Source organism: Bacillus sp. Bwzl_19 (assembly GCF_054900515.1).
Map to the genome: position 1 here is coordinate 3154298 of NZ_CM142729.1, position 16961 is coordinate 3171258.

Below are 16961 nucleotides of genomic sequence, written 5' to 3' on the forward strand. Positions count from 1 at the left end.
AGACTGGCCTTTTTTTATTTATACACGAAGGAATTTTCGGATGGAAGTCAGGCTTCCCCATACTCCGATAACCGCGCCGATCAGAATGAGCACAAGTGATACTTGGAACACAAACGGACTGTACGGCAGAAGTGAAACAAATGAACCCTGAACTTTCGGAGCCACCCAAGCGACCATCGACTGGTACGTACTGAGCACGAGTGCGATCGGTATGACTGAACCGAATACCCCGAGCAGCAGACCTTCAAGGAAAAACGGCCAGCGGATAAACCAGTTTGTCGCACCGACAAGCTTCATGATTTCAATCTCTTTTCTTCTTGCGAAAATCGTGATTTTAATCGTATTTGAAATTAAGAACATCGCCGTGAACAGAAGGCCGATGATTAACGCAATCCCGATGTTGCGTGACACGCCGACGATCTTAAACAGACGGCTGACTTCTTCTTTTCCGTATGTCACTTTATACACATGATCAAGCTTCTCAATTTTTTTCGCGACTTTCGGCGTATCATGCGGATCTGTCGTTTTGACGATAAACGCGTTGTTCAGCGGGTTTTCCTGATCTTGCATTTTCATGGCCTTTCCGCTGTCGCCGAAGCTTTTGACCAATTGATCAAGCTCTTTATCTTTAGATGAAAACTCTACGCTTTGGATTCCCGAGATGTCCTTAATCTCATTCTGCAGCGTATCCTGCGTTTTCTTATTCGACGTCAAATCAATTAATACTTTAATCTCCACTTCTTTTTCAGCATTTTTAGCCATGTTGTTTAAGTTCAGCATAATGACTAAAAACACGCCGACCAATATCAATGTAACGGTAACGGCACTGATGGATGCAAATGTCATCCATGTGTTTCTTCCGAGAGATTTAAAACTCTCACGCAAATGGCGCCCGAGAATTTTAATCATAAGAACCATACTCCCCTCTTGACTCATCACGCACAATAATTCCGTCTTCGATCGCGATGACCCGTTTCTTCATGGTGTTTACTATTTCTTTATTGTGTGTCGCCATCACGACAGTCGTTCCGCGGTTGTTAATCTCTTCCAGCGTCTTCATGACTTCCCATGATGTTACCGGATCAAGGTTGCCCGTCGGTTCGTCAGCTATAACGACGTCAGGATTGTTGACGATGGATCTTGCGATGGAAACACGCTGCTGTTCTCCTCCGGAAAGCTGGTCGGGAAACTGCCGCGCTTTATGCTTCAGCTGCACCAGATCGAGCACTTCAAGCACGCGTTTTTTAATGACTGACTGCTGCTCTCCGATAACCTCAAGCGCAAACGCAACGTTTTCAAATACCGTCAATTTCGGAAGGAGTTTGAAATCTTGGAAAACAACACCTATTTTACGCCGCACGAAAGGAATCTCTTTTTCTTTTACAGCCGCGAGATCTTTATGATTAATCAATATTTGCCCTTTTGTCGGTTTTTCTTCTCTGTAAATCATTTTGATAAAAGTAGATTTACCGGCTCCGCTCGGTCCTACGACATATACAAATTCTCCGGGATGAATCATGACTGACAGCCCGTTAATCGCTTTTACACCGTTCGGATAGGATTTATATACTTCTTTCATCTCTATCATGAAATCACCTAATCTTTTATTTATGTCTTGCAGCCATAGGGTTCGCAAAAATACTGCGGTTTATGGCCGATTTACCAGGAAACAGATGAAAAATCTGAAAGTTCCTTTTCCTCAGTACACTTCATTATACGTCAAATTTAGACATATTACTATTACAGTTTCTTTTCATTCCCAGGCCGTGAAAAAACCTTGCCCCTTATAACAGGCAAGGTTTTTCTGTTATTTTTTCTGTGACAGCCATTTGGCGATCTTTGTGGCGTCCTCATCACTTACAAGATGGCTCGGCATATTGCCGCGGCCGTTTTTAATGATGCTTTCAATTTTAGCTTCATCATATTTCCCGCCGACTTCCTGCAGATTGGGACCTCCGCCGCCTTCTAAGTCTTTTCCGTGGCAGCCGATACAGCTTTGCTGATAAAGCTCTTCGCCTGCTGACGCGGAAGCTTTTGATCCGCCTGAGCTGTCAGAGCTTTCTTTTTTTGATTCATTGGATCCGCCGCATGCCGCCAGCAGGACGGACATGGTCAGAACCAGCGCCAGCAGCGCCCATTTTGATTTCATATGTAAGATGCACCCCTTCGCTATTATAACTCCGTTTATGCGCGTTTGAAACCCTCGCCGAGCACCTCGCTTGCGTCTGCGACAATGACAAAAGCTGACTCATCAATTTGTTTGACGATTTGTTTCAGTTTTGTGAATTCGGTCTGGCCGACGACACACATTAAGATCGGCCGGTCATGTTCCGTATACCCGCCGACTGCGGAAATCTTCGTCACACCCCTGTCGATTTGCGTAAACACAGCCGACCTGACGGCTTCTTCATGCTGCGTAATGATTAAAGCCATTTTGGAACGGTTGAACCCGACCTGTACGACATCAATCGTTTTGCTTGAAATAAATACCCCGAGCATCGCATACAGTCCCTGTTCCACTCCGAAAACGAGCATCGCGCTCAGCACAATTAATCCGTCCATGATGGCAAGACACGTCCCTAACGAAAGCCCCGTGTATTTGTGAATGATCTGCGCCGCCAGAGCCGTTCCTCCCGTGGAGCCTTTGCCGAGATAAACGATGCCGATCCCCGTACCGATCCCCACGCCTCCGAAAATCGCCGCCAGCAATTCATGGGTCGTCGCGGCAGGGAGATCTCTTGTTAAAAAGACGGCAAGCGGCAGAACGATGGAACCGACAAGCGTCTTCATTCCGAATTTCCCGCCGAGAATGATCACTCCAGCGATAAACAAAGGAATGTTAATAATCCACTGCACGTAAGCCGGTTCAAAACCAAATGTTTCTAAAATGGTGCTGATTCCGCTTACTCCTCCCGCTGCTATACGGTTCGGCAGCAAAAATACGTTAAACACGACCCCTGTAATCGCCGCGCCGATCATGATATATATGTAATCTTTGATCAGACGGAGCGGTTTATTGTGATTCACATCCATGCAAAATCCTCCGTTCTCCGATTTTCTCTCGATAGCATTTTAAGTCTTCCCGGCTTAGAAGTAAATAACAGCCAAATACCGTATTAATTTGCTAAAGCGCTATTGTGAAAAACGGAAAAAGAGAAGCGATAAAAAAAACACACCATGCCATTGGCAGGTGTGTTCCCGGATTATGACAGTTTGGAGCGTAAATAGGCATCAATGAAGATATCAATATCTCCGTCCATGACCGCCTGCACGTTCCCCATTTCCGTATTTGTCCGGTGATCTTTCACCATGGAGTACGGATGGAATACGTACGAGCGGATTTGGCTGCCCCAGCCAATTTCTTTCTGTTCGCCGCGGATTTCGTCAAGCTCCGCCTGCTGTTCTTCAATTCTGCGCTGATACAGCTTCGCTTTGAGCATTTTCATCGCTCTGTCGCGGTTTTTGATTTGTGAACGTTCCGTCTGGCATGTGACGACTACATTTGTCGGCAGGTGGGTGATCCGAACGGCTGAATCAGTCGTATTGACATGCTGTCCGCCGGCGCCGCTTGCCCGGTACGTATCAACTTTAATGTCTTCGGTCCGGATTTCGATATCGATTTCTTCATTGAATTCAGGCATGACTTCACATGACACGAATGACGTGTGACGGCGGCCTGATGAATCAAATGGAGAAATCCGCACGAGACGGTGTACGCCTTTTTCCGCTTTTAAATAGCCGTATGCATTGTGGCCTTTAATAAGCAGTGTGACCGACTTAATTCCGGCTTCATCCCCAGGCAGATAATCAAGTGTTTCAACTTTGCATCCGCGTCTTTCCGCCCAGCGGGTATACATTCTGAGCAGCATGGAACCCCAGTCTTGGGATTCCGTACCGCCGGCTCCCGGGTGAAGCTCTAAAATCGCGTTATTTTTGTCATATGGTTCACTGAGCAGCAGCTGAAGCTCAAATTCATTCAATTCCTTCGTTAATGACTTCAGCTCTTTCTCAAGCTCTTGCTGAAGTTCCTGATCAGGTTCTTCTTTTAAAAGCTCATATGTCATTTGCAGCTCTTCGTGAGACTCGCTCAGCTGATGATAGGAGTTCACGTAGTCTTTCAGACCGTTCGCTTCGTTGATGACGGTTTGGGCCTTCTGCTGGTCATTCCAGAATTCCGGTTCCGCCATCTGTTCATCTAATTCTGCAATGCGGGCTTCCTTTGATTCGAGGTCAAAGAGACCCCCTGAAGTCCGCTAAACGAGAAGCCATATTTTCGAGCTCTGCCCTGATTTCTGATAATTCCATTCCATTCACCTCATTAAAAGATCCGGGGCGTCATAAGACGCAGACCCGGTCATGTTCGCTTCCTGCAGTCGTGACTATTCTGTCCGGCCGCAGCAATTTTTATATTTTTTTCCGCTTCCGCAATGGCAAGGCGCGTTGCGTCCGATATCCACGACTTTGCGCACCGGCGCTTTTTTCGCTTGTTTGGCTTCATCGCCGTCCTGCTGCTGATGAGCCGTCGTTTGGCCCTGAACAACTTCTTCGCGTTCCAGATTGCTTTCAATCTCGGCCTTCATGACGAATTTTGCGACCTCGTCCTCAATGGACTCAATCATGTGCTCAAACATTGCGAAACCTTCCATTTGGTATTCACGCAGCGGATTTGTCTGCGCATAAGCGCGAAGGTGAATCCCTTGACGCAGCTGATCCATCGCATCAATATGATCCATCCATTTTGAATCGACGGCACGCAATACGATTACTTTTTCAAATTCACGCATCTGCTCTGCGCCGAAATTCTCTTCTTTTTCATTATATTTCGTCATGATGCGGTCCATGATCATCTCATGCATTTCATCAGGTTCTTTTCCGAAGATATCGCTCTTTTCAAGCGCGCCTTCATCAAGATACGTTGTATTGACCAGCTCCACGAGTCCGTCAAGATTCCATTCTTCCGGAAGCTCCTCGCTCGGTGTATAAGCGGCAATCGCACGCTCCAGAGAAGACTTGATCATGCCTTCCACAATGTCACGCAGGTTTTCAGAATCAATGACTTCAAAACGCTGCTTGTAAATGACTTCGCGCTGCTGACGGAGCACGTCGTCATATTGAAGAAGCTGTTTACGTGAATCGAAGTTGTTTCCTTCAACGCGTTTTTGAGACGATTCCACGGCGCGTGACACCATTTTGCTCTGGATCGGCGTGGTGTCATCCATACCAAACCGGTCAAGCATCGCCATCGTCCGTTCAGCTCCGAAACGGCGCATCAATTCATCTTCCATTGAAAGATAAAATTGTGTGATGCCCGGGTCTCCCTGACGTCCTGAACGTCCGCGGAGCTGGTTGTCAATCCGGCGGGATTCGTGGCGTTCCGTACCGACGACTGCAAGGCCGCCAAGCTCTTTTACGCCTTCGCCGAGTTTAATGTCGGTTCCGCGTCCTGCCATGTTGGTCGCAATCGTGACAGCGCCTTTTTGTCCCGCTTCTTCAATGATCTGAGCTTCACGCTCATGGTTTTTCGCGTTCAGCACCTGATGCGGAATTCCTTTGTTTTTCAGAAGTTTTGAAATCAATTCAGACGTTTCAACGGCAACCGTACCGACAAGAACCGGCTGTCCGGTCATGTAGCGCTGGGCGACATCCTCCGCCACCGCCTTGAATTTCCCTTCCATTGAGCGGTAGATCAAGTCCGGACGGTCGTCACGGATAACCGGCTGGTTGGTCGGGATGGACACAACCTGCATGTTATAAATATTGCGGAATTCTTCCTCTTCCGTTTTTGCGGTACCGGTCATACCGGCCAGCTTTTCGTACATACGGAAATAGTTTTGGAACGTAATCGTAGCCAACGTCATGCTTTCATTTTGAATCTCCAAGCCTTCTTTTGCTTCAATCGCCTGGTGAAGGCCTTCGCTGTAGCGGCGTCCTTTCATCAGACGGCCGGTGAAGGAATCAACGATGACGACCTGGCCGTCCTCAACAACATAATCCACGTCTTTCTGCATCGCTGCATGGGCTTTTAAAGCCTGGTTGATATGGTGGTTTAAGGCGACGTTTTTGACATCGAACAGGTTGTCGATGCCGAACGCTTTTTCAGCCTTCGTCATTCCTTCTTCCGTCAGCTGAACGCCCTTCGTTTTGACGTCATACGTATAATCCTGATCCTTCTTGAGTGTGCGGACAAACGCATTTGCCTGCACGTACAGTTTTGTGGACTTCTGAGCTTGTCCGGAAATAATCAATGGCGTTCTCGCTTCATCGACTAAAATGGAATCGACTTCATCAATAACGGCAAAATGAAGCGGACGCTGCACCATTTGTTCTTTATAAAGCACCATATTGTCACGCAAATAATCAAAGCCGAGTTCATTATTCGTGGAATACGTGATATCGGCTGCGTAAGCTTCGCGTTTTTCGTCTTTTGACATCGAATTCAGGTTCAGGCCGACCGTAAGCCCGAGAAACGTAAAAATTTCTCCCATTTGCTCAGCATCACGGCTTGCCAGATATTCGTTGACTGTTACGACGTGAACGCCTTTTCCCGTCAAAGCATTTAAATATACGGGAAGCGTGGACGTCAGCGTTTTCCCTTCCCCTGTTTTCATTTCGGCGATATTCCCCTCATGAAGGGCAAGGCCCCCCATCAGCTGCACTTTAAACGGGAACATGCCGGTTACGCGGCGGGAAGCTTCACGAACGACGGCAAACGCTTCGACAAGAAGGTCATCCGTCGTTTCTCCTTTTTCAAGCCGCTCTCTGAATTCTTCCGTTTTATGTTTAAGCGCATCGTCAGAGAGATTTTCATAATCTCCTTTTACAGCATCAATGTCATTTGCAATTTTTTCGTATTTGTTCAGCGCACGTTTGGTCGGATCAAACATTTTATTTAAAATCCCAAGCATCTATAACGCTCCTCTATGTTCACATGCAAATTTCGCATGGAATAAATGATAATTTTCTGTCCATGTATACCTCTCATTATCATAACATACCTTTTGTTATTTCCAAAGAATTTGCAGATAAAGATAGAGAAAAACCTTCCGCGCGTTCACGGAAGGCTGGATGGGTTTATTCAGTCGGTTCAATTAATCCGTATTTGCCGTCATTTCTGCGGTAAACGACATTTGTGAGATTCGTCTCCGCATTGGTGAATACGAAGAAATTATGTCCGAGCATATTCATTTGGAGAATCGCTTCTTCATTATCCATCGGTTTTAAATTAAAACGCTTTTGGCGGACAATTTCCGGGCTGTCATCTTCAATTTCATCCTGAACCGCTACCGTGTCAGCAGCGCTCCCGTTCTCGAAGTAATGTTTCGGCAGACCCTGCTCACGGAATTTCCGGTTGACCTTTGTTTTATGCTTTCGGATTTGACGTTCCAGCTTGTTTGTTGCGAGATCAATTGCATTGTACATATCCTCGTTATGCACTTCGGAACGAAGCGCCAGATCAGTCATCGGAATGGTGACCTCAACTTTTGATTCCTTATCATTATAGAATTTTAAGTTGACGTTCACATCGGCATTGACGCTCTGCTCGAAATATCGTTCCAGCTTGCCGATTTTTCTCTCCACATGATCCTTTAACGCAGGTGTAACCTCAATGTTTTCTCCTCTGATATTGTAGTTCATCAAAGAACGCCTCCCTTTATCTAAGGATATGTATCTATTTCTCTTTTACCCCTTCTGATCCCTGCTGAAACGTTAAAATAATGTGTAAAATCAGTGAACGATGACGAATGGTGTCGGCTTTTTATCCGGCAGCTTCCGGCAGGATTAAAGTATATGCAAAGAACGCAGGCAAAAGACCTGCCGCTTGCAGCAGGTCTAATGAAGAACATACGGTTTGATGCAGTCGTGCGTCTGCTCCATCCACAGCTTATAATGCGGCAGAAAGATGGTTTTTAAAAACTCCTGAAATGGAGCGGACGGGAAATCATAATCATTTAACATGCTGAAATCCTGAAAAATCTCGTCAAATGACCGAATCGCAGTCTCCACGCATCGGCACTCAACGATAGACAAAAGAAGCGCATGAGAGGAGTCGAGATGAAAAAAAGCCTGAATCAAATCGTTGTAAATCCGTTCGCCCTCCGTCTTAAAAAAATCATCCTGCGTATCCAATAGGTAGCAAAGCCCCTCATCAATCGTAAAAAGAAGCTGGTAGTATGCTGACACCAAATGGTAATCGTTCAAACTTCTCAAAACACTCACCTATTTGCGTTTGTCGTAATAACGGCCGTCACTTGTCGTTTGATGATACGGATTAAAATACGTATTATGGTACACCCGTTTTTTCTTGAGCGTTTTTATTTCATTTCGGATGCCGTCCTGGATCCGTTTCACTTCTCCGGTAATCAGGCGGTCAAGCGCGGTCACCTGCTGAAGCAGCGTTTGTTCTTCTTCGGAAAAAGGCGGTTTTATGCCCGCAAGCATCTCTTCCCTTTTCTCCGTAAATGCCGTAACGCTGCTGATGAGACCGTCGCTTTCCGGAGCATCCTTCAGTTCGGTGTACATGTTCTTCGTTTCGTTATACAAGGAAAAGACATTGCTGTTCATCAGGCAAGGCCGCCTGTGCCATGGCTGTTTTTCCGTTCGCTCTGCATGGCCTGCTTCCACGTATCGCGAAATTCAGTAACGAGCTTTTCCGCTTCATCTAAAAATCCTTCGTTATTCTGCACGTTCGCTTCGATCAGGCGGCGGCGGATGTAATCATAGATTGATGACATCTGCTCAGAAATCTCAATCTCCCGGTTTAACGTGATGCTGAGCTCTTGAATGATGTTTTGCGCCTTTACGATATTTTCATTTTTGGCTTCAGGGTTGTTTTGCTTCATCGCCTGCCTGGCCAGCTTAATAAATCGCAGGCAGCCGTTATAAAGCATAAGGGTCAGCTCTTCCGGAGCGGCTGTAAAGACGGATGTCTGCTGATAAGCAGCAAAAGGATTATTTATTGCCATTTTTGTGAAACCTCCAAGATTATGATGTTGAAGATCCTAACATTGTCGTGAGATATGAAGATTGGCTGTTCAATTTCTCCAATGCCGTATCCAACGCGCTGAACTTTTTATAATATCTCGTTTCGATGTCATCCAGCTTCGTTTTCATATTAGTAATATTTGTTTCTACTTCGTTCAGGCTTTTTCCGATGGCAAAGCTGGTTGATACCGAGCTTTCCGTGCCCGCTTGTTTTGAAATTTGAGTCTGCATTTTGTTTAATGTGTCTTTTAATCTCCGGGCAATCCCCTGCTCTTCCGGGTTTTTGGTTTTCGCTGTATCAGGGCTGTCCGCATTAAACAGCTTAGCCACGAGAGACGGATTCTCGGTAATTTTCTGCTTCAGTTTCGCTTCGTCTTTAATGACAAGCTTTCCTTGATCGGCGTAGTTATCAGACGTTTCAATTCCGAAATCCGCGAGCTGATATTTTTTCCCGTCAATCGTAACCGTTGAGTACAGATCAATCCGCATCTCCGCCAAACCGTTCTGCAGCGTGCTGTCGCTCCGTAATAAACCGCTTTTGGCTTTAGCCTCCCACTGCTCAACCTGCTTATCAGTCATCGCTTCTCTTTGATCATCAGTTAACGGCGTATAATCCCGGTATTTTGATTCCGTCACCTTCGCGTTTACGTTTTTAATTAACGTGTTATATTTATCAACAAAATCTTTAATGTTGTTAAAGATGCCGTCCGTATCAGTCGTGCTGTGAATCGTAACCGTTTTATTGCTATCCGTCACGCTGTTCAGCGTATATTTAATGCCGTTGATCGTAAAGTTATTTGACGTTTTGGTCATTTCAAGGCCGTTGAACGTAAACTTCGCGTTTTTCCCTTCGGCATTGGCCGTAAGTTCATTCGTTGTATCATCAACGGCAAAACCGAGCTGATCTTTCAGAAAGCTTTTGGTTGCGTCATCACCTGCGGCAAGGGTAAACCCTTCCCCCGTTTTATTGGAAGTGAACGCAATCGTGTCCGCATAATCCGTGCCATTGGAAATTTTCTCTCTTAAAGCCGTCATCCCGAGGCCCGAGCTGTTCAGTTTGGAAATCACATCATCAATCGTATCAGTCGCGGCGATCGTGACGTTTACCTCAGTCGGCTTCGTGTCACCCGGATTTGTGACATTGAATTTCAATGTTTGGCTCTGGCCTGATGTAAAATTGATGGCGCCTGAGGATTTATACGTCGTCGGCGTGGCCAGCTGCTGAACGGACATGCTTGTTGAAATATTTTGCTCAGCACTGACGGCCACCGCGCTGACACTGGAATCCGAACTTGTTACTGTTTTTTTATTCCAGTTTGTGGACATCAGCATATTATTAAATGTAGTGGAATACATGTCGGTAATCTGGGTATTCATTTCCCGATAAGCATCGCGCTTCCATTCAAGCGTCTGCTTTTGCTGGTTCAATTTATTAAGCGGCTGCTTTTCGGCATCCATCAGTTTTTTCACCAGAGAATCTACATCAAGACCGGAATTAAGGCCTGTGATTCTTGTGACCATATGTACCCTCTCCTTTTCAGCGTTTAGTCGTAGACGGCTCTATGACAACAGTGAGTTTCCGACTGTTTATCATATCGCAGCTCCATAAATGTATGATCTTATTCTTATATCGGTCATATTAAAAGGTTTTCAATATTTTAACTGAAATTATAATGTTTCATTTTGTCAATAGGGTTTCCTTGGCATGATGAGGGAAAAAGCGGAGGAAATAAAAAAAGACCCTGGAGAGCCAGGATCTTTCCGTCATTAACCTTTAAGCAATTGAAGAACTTGCTGAGGCTGTTGGTTAGCTTGCGCAAGCATTGCTTGAGAAGCCTGAGTAAGAATGTTGTTTTTCGTGTACTCCATCATCTCAGAAGCCATGTCTACGTCACGGATACGTGATTCAGCAGAAGTCAGGTTCTCAGAAGAAGTACCAAGGTTGTTGATTGTGTGCTCTAAACGGTTTTGAACCGCACCAAGTTTAGCGCGCTCGCTAGATACTGTGTCGATAGCTGTTTTGATTGTTGTAAGAGCTGAAGACGCAGCTTTAGCAGAAGATGAGATGTCGATACCTTTGGTTACTTTTGTATCTGCAGCCAATGCGCTGTCAGCTTGATAAACTAGTTTATCATCAGTGTCATAGTAGCCATTCGGTCCTTTAGAACCATCAGTTACGAGAGTTGCTTCTTTTCCGTCTGCAGTTACAAGCTTAGACCCGTCAGTATTTGCTGTATAAGTCGTACCAACTTTCAGGCTTTCAGAGTCCATTTTATTGATAGACAGGCTCATTGTTTGGCCTTCGTTAGCTCCGATTTGGAACGTAAGGTCTTTTGCAGTTCCGTCAAGAAGTTTTTTCGTGTTGAACTCAGTGTCAGTAGAGATTCTTGTTACTTCAGACGCTAATTGGTCCATCTCTTTTTGAAGCTCAGAACGGTCAGAATCTGTGTTTGTATCGTTAGCCGCTTGTGTAGCAAGCTCGCTCATACGCTGAAGAATGCTGTGAGTTTCGTTCAATGCACCCTCAGATGTTTGGATAAGAGAGATTCCGTCTTGAGCGTTTTTAGACGCCATGTCTAAACCGCGGATTTGAGAACGCATTTTTTCAGAGATCGCAAGACCCGCAGCGTCATCACCAGCGCGGTTGATGCGAAGACCTGAAGATAATTTTTCCATGTTTTTAGAAGCAGCGTTTGAACCTGCATTCAGCTGACGGCTAGTGTTAAGAGCCGCGATATTGTGGTTGATTCTCATTTTGTATTTCCTCCCTGAATTGTTTTTCGCACGTCCTTGTGCATTTTTCGCAGCGTCATTCTGAAGAAAATTTTTCCTCTCATTGGCTACACTATATATATCGGACGGCCGCTTCTATTGTTTATATGAAAATAAAAAAATCCTCACTTTTTTTGTGAGGATAAATTAAGTAATAAATCGGTATTAAAAGATACGGCTCTGTTGTTCTCTTCCAGGATCGACAAGTATATTTCTTTCCGGTGAATATCCACATGCTGAGGCGCTTCAATTCCCAGCTTCACTTGCTCTCCTTCGATGGCAATCACCTTTATTTCAATATCGGGTCCGATCTGAATTGACTCATTCACTTTTCTTGAGAGAACTAGCATGATCCTCCTCCTATCAGATGTTTTGTTTCATAGGAAGCATCATGTAAAATGATTTGTTTCGCCTTCATTTCCTTTTTATTGACGATAATCGGCGCTTTTAAATTGGCGGTCGTGTTTTCAAAAGGCTCTTCCAGCGTTAAAATCGCCATCACTTCGACGTCCTCTATATCTTCAATATGCAAAAGCTCAAGCGTCGCATGGTCAATGTCAAATTCGTACCCTTTAAAGAAAATAAACGGGCTGGCGACAATAAAGGCGATGTGCTCCTGTTTGACAGATTGCAGCGCCAAAAACGGTGAATCTTCCGACAAAGGAAGAACAACAAATTGAGTCTCGTCATTAAATCCCGGCAGGCCGTTTTCAAATGAGATGATCTGCCCTTCGTCTATTCTGATTTCTCCATGATATTTTGTTTTAATAATCATGCTTCACAATCCTTTACCACTTTCATCTTTTATTCTGTGTTACCGTCGTCAACCGAAATCGTCACCTTAGGGTCTTGCATCATATCAATCTGAACTTTTCCCGGCGTGTAATTCCATACCGGTTTATGGGCGGCTGCTTCAATTGAAGGTTTGCGGGCTTCAATATCAATCGTCAGCTTTGAAGGAATGCAGTCAATGTCGACGAGAAACTGTGCAGGGAGAAAGTCGCTGAATTCGCCGAATGGCTCGGGCGGGCTGACATCCGCTGCCTGCCGGGCCATCACATTGCCGGTTTTCTTTTCGATAGCCGCCATTTCCTTCCCTTCTCTGACTGTTTTTGCAATAAACTCACTGCATGCTTCCGCGCCTTTCTGGGCGGCTTCCGCGTTCAGCTTTTCAAATGATTTGAGATTCAAGTTCTCCCAAGCCCTCGTCTGATCAATCGTCAGTTTGGCCGGCGTGCTTTCAATGTTCAGCTCTGCCGGCGGCTGCTCAATTTCCAGGTCAGCGGGCGGCTGTTCCATTTCGATTTCTTCCTTCTGAAAGGTAATACCGATTTTAGCAGGCACACTGTCAATAATCAATCTCGGCATCTGCATAGAAATCCCTCCTCTTTAGAATGTTCTAGTAAAAAAAGCGATCTCCCTGTTGTGAGTCGCTTTTTTTATATATTGAAGACGGTCAGTTATATTATTTCAGAAAGTCGATCAGTGACGGCTGAATAATATTCGCATTTACTGACAGCGCAGCTTTATGAACCGTCTGCTGAGATAAATAATCAACAATCACATCTTCCATTTCTACATCTTCATTATCTGACAATACTTTTTCAGCGGTAGCAGCTTGTGATTCCAGCCTTGTCTGAATGAGTTCCAAACGGTTTGTACGTGCACCGATATTGGATTTTTCAGCATTCATTTTGTCAGTAAAACCGTCGATATCTGACAGAATCTGTTTTGAATCTGCTTCGGAAAGCGTACCTTTGCTTAAAGAAGCTTCTAAGGAGTTGAGAAATTCAAATACATTATCCCCATTTTGAGCGACGCCCCCGAAAGCTGAATTCGGGTCAGAATTCACTTTCAGCACTGCCCCGTTCGAGATGTTGATGTTAACATCCGAAGCACTAGTGTAATTTTCATAGTTGTACGTATATGTACCGTCAGCATTTTCAGTAATCGGCGGGACGTCTGAATTGGTTCCGTTAAACAGGTAACGCCCGTTCACCTGAGTATTCGCGACAGAAACGAGCTGCTTTTTCAGCTGGCCGATTTCTGTACCGATTGCTTTTAATTCCGTTTCACCGTTCGAATCACTTTTGGCCTGAACCATCAAGTCCCGGATTTTCCCCATAATATCGGTTTCTGAGTTTACGCTTGATTCCGAGTTTTCCAGCCATGTAAAACCTTGCGAAACATTCCGCTGATATTGGTTTACCTGCGCAAGCTGAGTACGGTACTGCATTCCCTTCATTGCAACGACCGGGTCATCAGAAGCTTTCGTGATTTTTTTCCCCGTAGACACTTGCTGCTGAAGCCGATCGAGCTTGTCATAACTTGAGCCGATAAATCGAAGAGAATTTTTTGCGATCATCCCTTGAGTTACTCTCATTTACTTATCTCCTATCTTCCTCCGGTGCCCATACCGTTAATAATTTTATCGAATATTTCATCCTGCATCGTTATGATTCGCGCAGCGGCATTATAAGCGTGTTGAAACTGAATCATATTTGTCATTTCTTCATCTAAAGACACGGCGCTGACTGATTGTCTCCTTTGATCGGCTGAAAGAGTGTTGCTTTCAGAGTTGTTCATAAGATTGGCCGCTTTTTGTGAATTAACGCCCAGCTTGCCGATAAGGGATTCATAAAAGTCATTAATTGTAGTGGTTTCACCGTTAATAGTCAGCTTGCTGTTCTGCACGGCTGCCAGGTTAGTCGCGTTTGTGCCGTCACTTTTTTCTCCGTTTAACGACGCTGCGATATTGTCAGTAGACGCGAGGATTTTGTCACTGACTTTTATTTTCGCTGCCGCACCTTTTGCCGGCACCGCTTCATCACCGCTGAAATCAAAAAATGCCGCGCCCTGTTCGCCTGTATAGGTCTTTCCTTTTTCGTGAACTGCGTTAAACGCGTCAGCAAAGGATAGCGCCATATTGTCAAGAGCCGTCAGCATTTCAGGGTAGAGGCCTTTTTCTTCTCCATTCGACATATAGCCGTATGACTCAATAAGACCTAAAAGTGAGCCTTTTCCGGTAAATGCATCCGCATTGACCTCGCTGCTGCCGATTGACACACTCGACACAAGGCCGCTGTCCTTGTCGTAGTTGATTTTCATTTCTGAAACGGTTTTTGTATTACCATCCAGCAGCGTTCCGAGAGAATTGTTGTTTCCGTTCAGCAATTCCACGTTAACCGTGCCCTCAGCAGTCGCCAAGGAATGCCCGCCCGACTTATTATATGAAACTTTTATATTTGCCATAGAAGATAATTGATCAATCAATCTGTCTCTTTGGTCATATAAATCATTAGGGAGCATACCGCTCGGTTCAACTGCCGCTATTTGAGTATTAAGGTCATTCAGCTGATTGAGAATTGAATTGACCTGGTCCGCTGTGTTATCCAGATTCTTTTTAATATCACCCTGAATGTTAGTCAACGAGGTAGATATATAGTTAAAACTTTCAGCAAGAGATTTCCCCTGCTCCTGCAAGACTGAGCGCGCTCCCGTATTTTCCGGATTCGTCGCCAGATCCTGAAGGGCATTCCAAAACGAACTGAGCGATCCGTTTAAACCGTTATCGTCAAGCTCTTTCATGACGCCTTCCATTTGCGATAATGAATTGGAACGGGCTGTATAGTAGCCTAATTTTGTATTTTCAGTTCTGTACTGATAGTCTAAAAAACTGTCTCTGACGCGCTCCACTGAACCGGCTTTAACACCTGTTCCGATTTGGCCGGCTGTCAGATCACTGTTTTTTGATACAGCGGGATAAGGACTCGTCGATTGTAACGTGACTCGCTGCCTTGTATATCCTGCTGTATTTGCATTTGCAACGTTATTTGAAACGGTGCTCAATGCAGTCTGCTGCGCACTCAGTGCACGCCTTGCTGTTTCGAGCCCCATAAAAGTCGATGGCATTGAAAATCCTCCGTTCTAAGCTTTTGAATCGAATAATGTCAAACGGCTGACAGGCTGGCGTGCCGTTTGCGGCTCTTTATAATTCATATTCTCTTTTTCACCCGGCATTATCATATCGAATGCCCCGGAGATGAATTGCAAAGCCTGAATCGTGAGCTGTTTGTTCATCTCGTTCACTTCTTTCAGACGGTCAAGAAGCGCAGACAAAGAGTGAAATAACCCTTCAAGCTCCTGTTTTTCGCTGCCTGAAGTTCTGGAGATGCATGCAGCAATTGTGTTGTCCTCACTGCCGCTGAGAAACTGAGAAGTCAGCTTGATTCGTTCTTCTTCAGTCTGCCCGATTGCCTGAATATACTTTTGCTCTTTAGTCAATATGTTGGAAAGCTCTTTTGTTTTACCTGCTTTCAGCGCTTCCGTTTTCTCCTCAGACAGCGTGAGCAGATGTTCATGCAGTGCGCAAAGTCGCTTCAGTTGATCAATAATTGGCTTTGCTGACATTGGCTTTCTCCTTTTTATTGCTTTTTATAGAAATTCACTATTTTTTCAGCGATGCTGTTTGAATCTATTTTATATGTTCCGCTCTCTATATCCGCTTTCAGCTGAGCGATTTTTTCCTGACGTGTTTTAGTGACCGCATCTGACGCATTTTGAAGCTCTTTTGCATGAGAAGAAATTTCCACTTTGTCTTTCGGCTTTGCAGCCTCTTTTTGTACGGCTTGCTTTTCGTAATTTTTTTGGTATGGATTAACGGATTGTGTTCCGTACTGATTGATTTTCATAGGATTCCTCTCGCTTTCTGTTCGCAGTCTAATTCTTTTATCGACTGCGTTATCAGTTAGTTTAGGGAATCAGGTGTTTTTGGTATTATAGGCATAGTATGTGTCATTTGAACTATTTTTCTCTTTGAATTCAGCAGCTGTTTTTTGATTCATATGGTCTAATTGCGACTCAATATCGGTCTGACAGGACTTGCAAAATTTCCCCGTCCTGATCGGATTTCCGCACCTTTCACAAGGGTATGCCAAATTCGGAAGCTGGCTGATCTGAATCCTTTTTTGTTTGATAAACTTGAGGATCAGCTCTTCTTCAACACCTGTTTCCTCAGTAATCTGCTGCATCGTCGACTGTCTGTTGACTTGCTTTCTTAAAAATTTATAGACGGTTTCAAATGCTTTTTCTTCTTCTTTAATACATGCCTGACATACGGTCTGCAGGTTCGTTTTAAAAAATAAAGCATTGCATTTTGGACAATTCGCCAATTCACCCATCGTATTAACTCCTATTCCTTCTTTTAT

General features: G+C 44.8%; 20 protein-coding genes. All 20 read right to left on the reverse strand.

Annotation, left to right across the window (positions count from 1 at the left end; translation table 11 throughout):
* Positions 1-18: 18 nt before the first annotated feature.
* Positions 19-909 (reverse strand): permease-like cell division protein FtsX, encoded by an 891-nt coding sequence (ftsX, locus tag ACW5MY_RS16780; protein ID WP_013353766.1) that lies wholly within the window; start codon positions 907-909, stop codon positions 19-21.
* Complete coding sequence (gene ftsE / locus ACW5MY_RS16785; protein ID WP_003151418.1) at positions 902-1588, reverse strand: cell division ATP-binding protein FtsE; 687 nt, start codon at positions 1586-1588, stop codon at positions 902-904. The genes ftsX and ftsE overlap by 8 nt, the downstream gene beginning before the upstream one ends.
* A 219-nt stretch (positions 1589-1807) precedes the next feature.
* A complete protein-coding gene (cccB, locus tag ACW5MY_RS16790; RefSeq protein WP_013353767.1) occupies positions 1808-2149 on the reverse strand; it encodes a cytochrome c551 in 342 nt (113 codons plus the stop codon).
* A 35-nt stretch (positions 2150-2184) separates the two neighbouring features.
* The gene (locus ACW5MY_RS16795) at positions 2185-3033 is read right to left on the reverse strand and encodes a YitT family protein (RefSeq protein ID WP_013353768.1); all 849 of its coding nucleotides are present in this window, start codon (positions 3031-3033) and stop codon (positions 2185-2187) included.
* Positions 3034-3203: 170 nt separating this feature from the next.
* Positions 3204-4305, reverse strand: a protein-coding gene (gene prfB, locus ACW5MY_RS16800; protein WP_115996803.1) for a peptide chain release factor 2 whose coding sequence is annotated in 2 segments (ribosomal slippage) — positions 3204-4232 and positions 4234-4305 — 1101 coding nt in all. Because the reading frame shifts where the segments join, the coding sequence is not laid out codon by codon here.
* Between the two features lie 74 nt (positions 4306-4379).
* The gene (gene secA / locus ACW5MY_RS16805) at positions 4380-6905 is read right to left on the reverse strand and encodes a preprotein translocase subunit SecA (protein ID WP_013353770.1); all 2526 of its coding nucleotides are present in this window, start codon (positions 6903-6905) and stop codon (positions 4380-4382) included.
* A 166-nt stretch (positions 6906-7071) separates the two neighbouring features.
* A complete protein-coding gene (gene hpf / locus ACW5MY_RS16810) occupies positions 7072-7635 on the reverse strand; it encodes a ribosome hibernation-promoting factor, HPF/YfiA family (RefSeq protein ID WP_013353771.1) in 564 nt (187 codons plus the stop codon).
* 195 nt (positions 7636-7830) lie between these two features.
* The gene (locus ACW5MY_RS16815) at positions 7831-8208 is read right to left on the reverse strand and encodes a hypothetical protein (RefSeq protein ID WP_013353772.1); all 378 of its coding nucleotides are present in this window, start codon (positions 8206-8208) and stop codon (positions 7831-7833) included.
* Positions 8209-8217: 9 nt separating this feature from the next.
* Positions 8218-8562: a flagellar protein FliT gene (locus ACW5MY_RS16820; RefSeq protein ID WP_013353773.1), complete on the reverse strand. Its 345-nt coding sequence runs from the start codon at positions 8560-8562 to the stop codon at positions 8218-8220.
* Positions 8562-8963, reverse strand: a complete 402-nt coding sequence (fliS, locus tag ACW5MY_RS16825; protein ID WP_013353774.1) for a flagellar export chaperone FliS — start codon at positions 8961-8963, stop codon at positions 8562-8564. The genes ACW5MY_RS16820 and fliS overlap by 1 nt, the downstream gene beginning before the upstream one ends.
* 19 nt (positions 8964-8982) lie before the next feature.
* Positions 8983-10503 (reverse strand): flagellar hook-associated protein 2, encoded by a 1521-nt coding sequence (locus tag ACW5MY_RS16830; protein WP_289393954.1) that lies wholly within the window; start codon positions 10501-10503, stop codon positions 8983-8985.
* Positions 10504-10749: 246 nt separating this feature from the next.
* Positions 10750-11736 carry a flagellin N-terminal helical domain-containing protein gene (locus tag ACW5MY_RS16835; protein WP_014471090.1) on the reverse strand — a complete coding sequence of 329 codons (987 nt, stop codon included), beginning with the start codon at positions 11734-11736 and terminating at the stop codon, positions 10750-10752.
* 143 nt (positions 11737-11879) lie between these two features.
* Complete coding sequence (csrA, locus tag ACW5MY_RS16840; protein ID WP_003151402.1) at positions 11880-12104, reverse strand: carbon storage regulator CsrA; 225 nt, start codon at positions 12102-12104, stop codon at positions 11880-11882.
* On the reverse strand, positions 12098-12529 hold the full coding sequence (fliW, locus tag ACW5MY_RS16845; RefSeq protein ID WP_007407475.1) for a flagellar assembly protein FliW: 432 nt from the start codon (positions 12527-12529) through the stop codon (positions 12098-12100). Before fliW ends, csrA begins: the two co-directional genes overlap by 7 nt.
* A gap of 29 nt (positions 12530-12558) precedes the next feature.
* Positions 12559-13128, reverse strand: a complete 570-nt coding sequence (locus tag ACW5MY_RS16850; protein WP_014471091.1) for a DUF6470 family protein — start codon at positions 13126-13128, stop codon at positions 12559-12561.
* Positions 13129-13219: 91 nt separating this feature from the next.
* Entirely contained in the window at positions 13220-14137 is a 918-nt protein-coding gene (gene flgL / locus ACW5MY_RS16855; protein ID WP_013353778.1) for a flagellar hook-associated protein FlgL, read from the reverse strand.
* An 11-nt stretch (positions 14138-14148) separates the two neighbouring features.
* Entirely contained in the window at positions 14149-15666 is a 1518-nt protein-coding gene (flgK, locus tag ACW5MY_RS16860; protein WP_013353779.1) for a flagellar hook-associated protein FlgK, read from the reverse strand.
* A 15-nt stretch (positions 15667-15681) separates the two neighbouring features.
* Positions 15682-16164: a flagellar protein FlgN gene (locus ACW5MY_RS16865; RefSeq protein ID WP_013353780.1), complete on the reverse strand. Its 483-nt coding sequence runs from the start codon at positions 16162-16164 to the stop codon at positions 15682-15684.
* A 14-nt stretch (positions 16165-16178) separates the two neighbouring features.
* Positions 16179-16445 carry a flagellar biosynthesis anti-sigma factor FlgM gene (flgM, locus tag ACW5MY_RS16870; RefSeq protein WP_013353781.1) on the reverse strand — a complete coding sequence of 89 codons (267 nt, stop codon included), beginning with the start codon at positions 16443-16445 and terminating at the stop codon, positions 16179-16181.
* 69 nt (positions 16446-16514) lie between these two features.
* Positions 16515-16934 (reverse strand): TIGR03826 family flagellar region protein, encoded by a 420-nt coding sequence (locus ACW5MY_RS16875; protein WP_013353782.1) that lies wholly within the window; start codon positions 16932-16934, stop codon positions 16515-16517.
* Between the last annotated feature and the right edge of the window lie 27 nt (positions 16935-16961).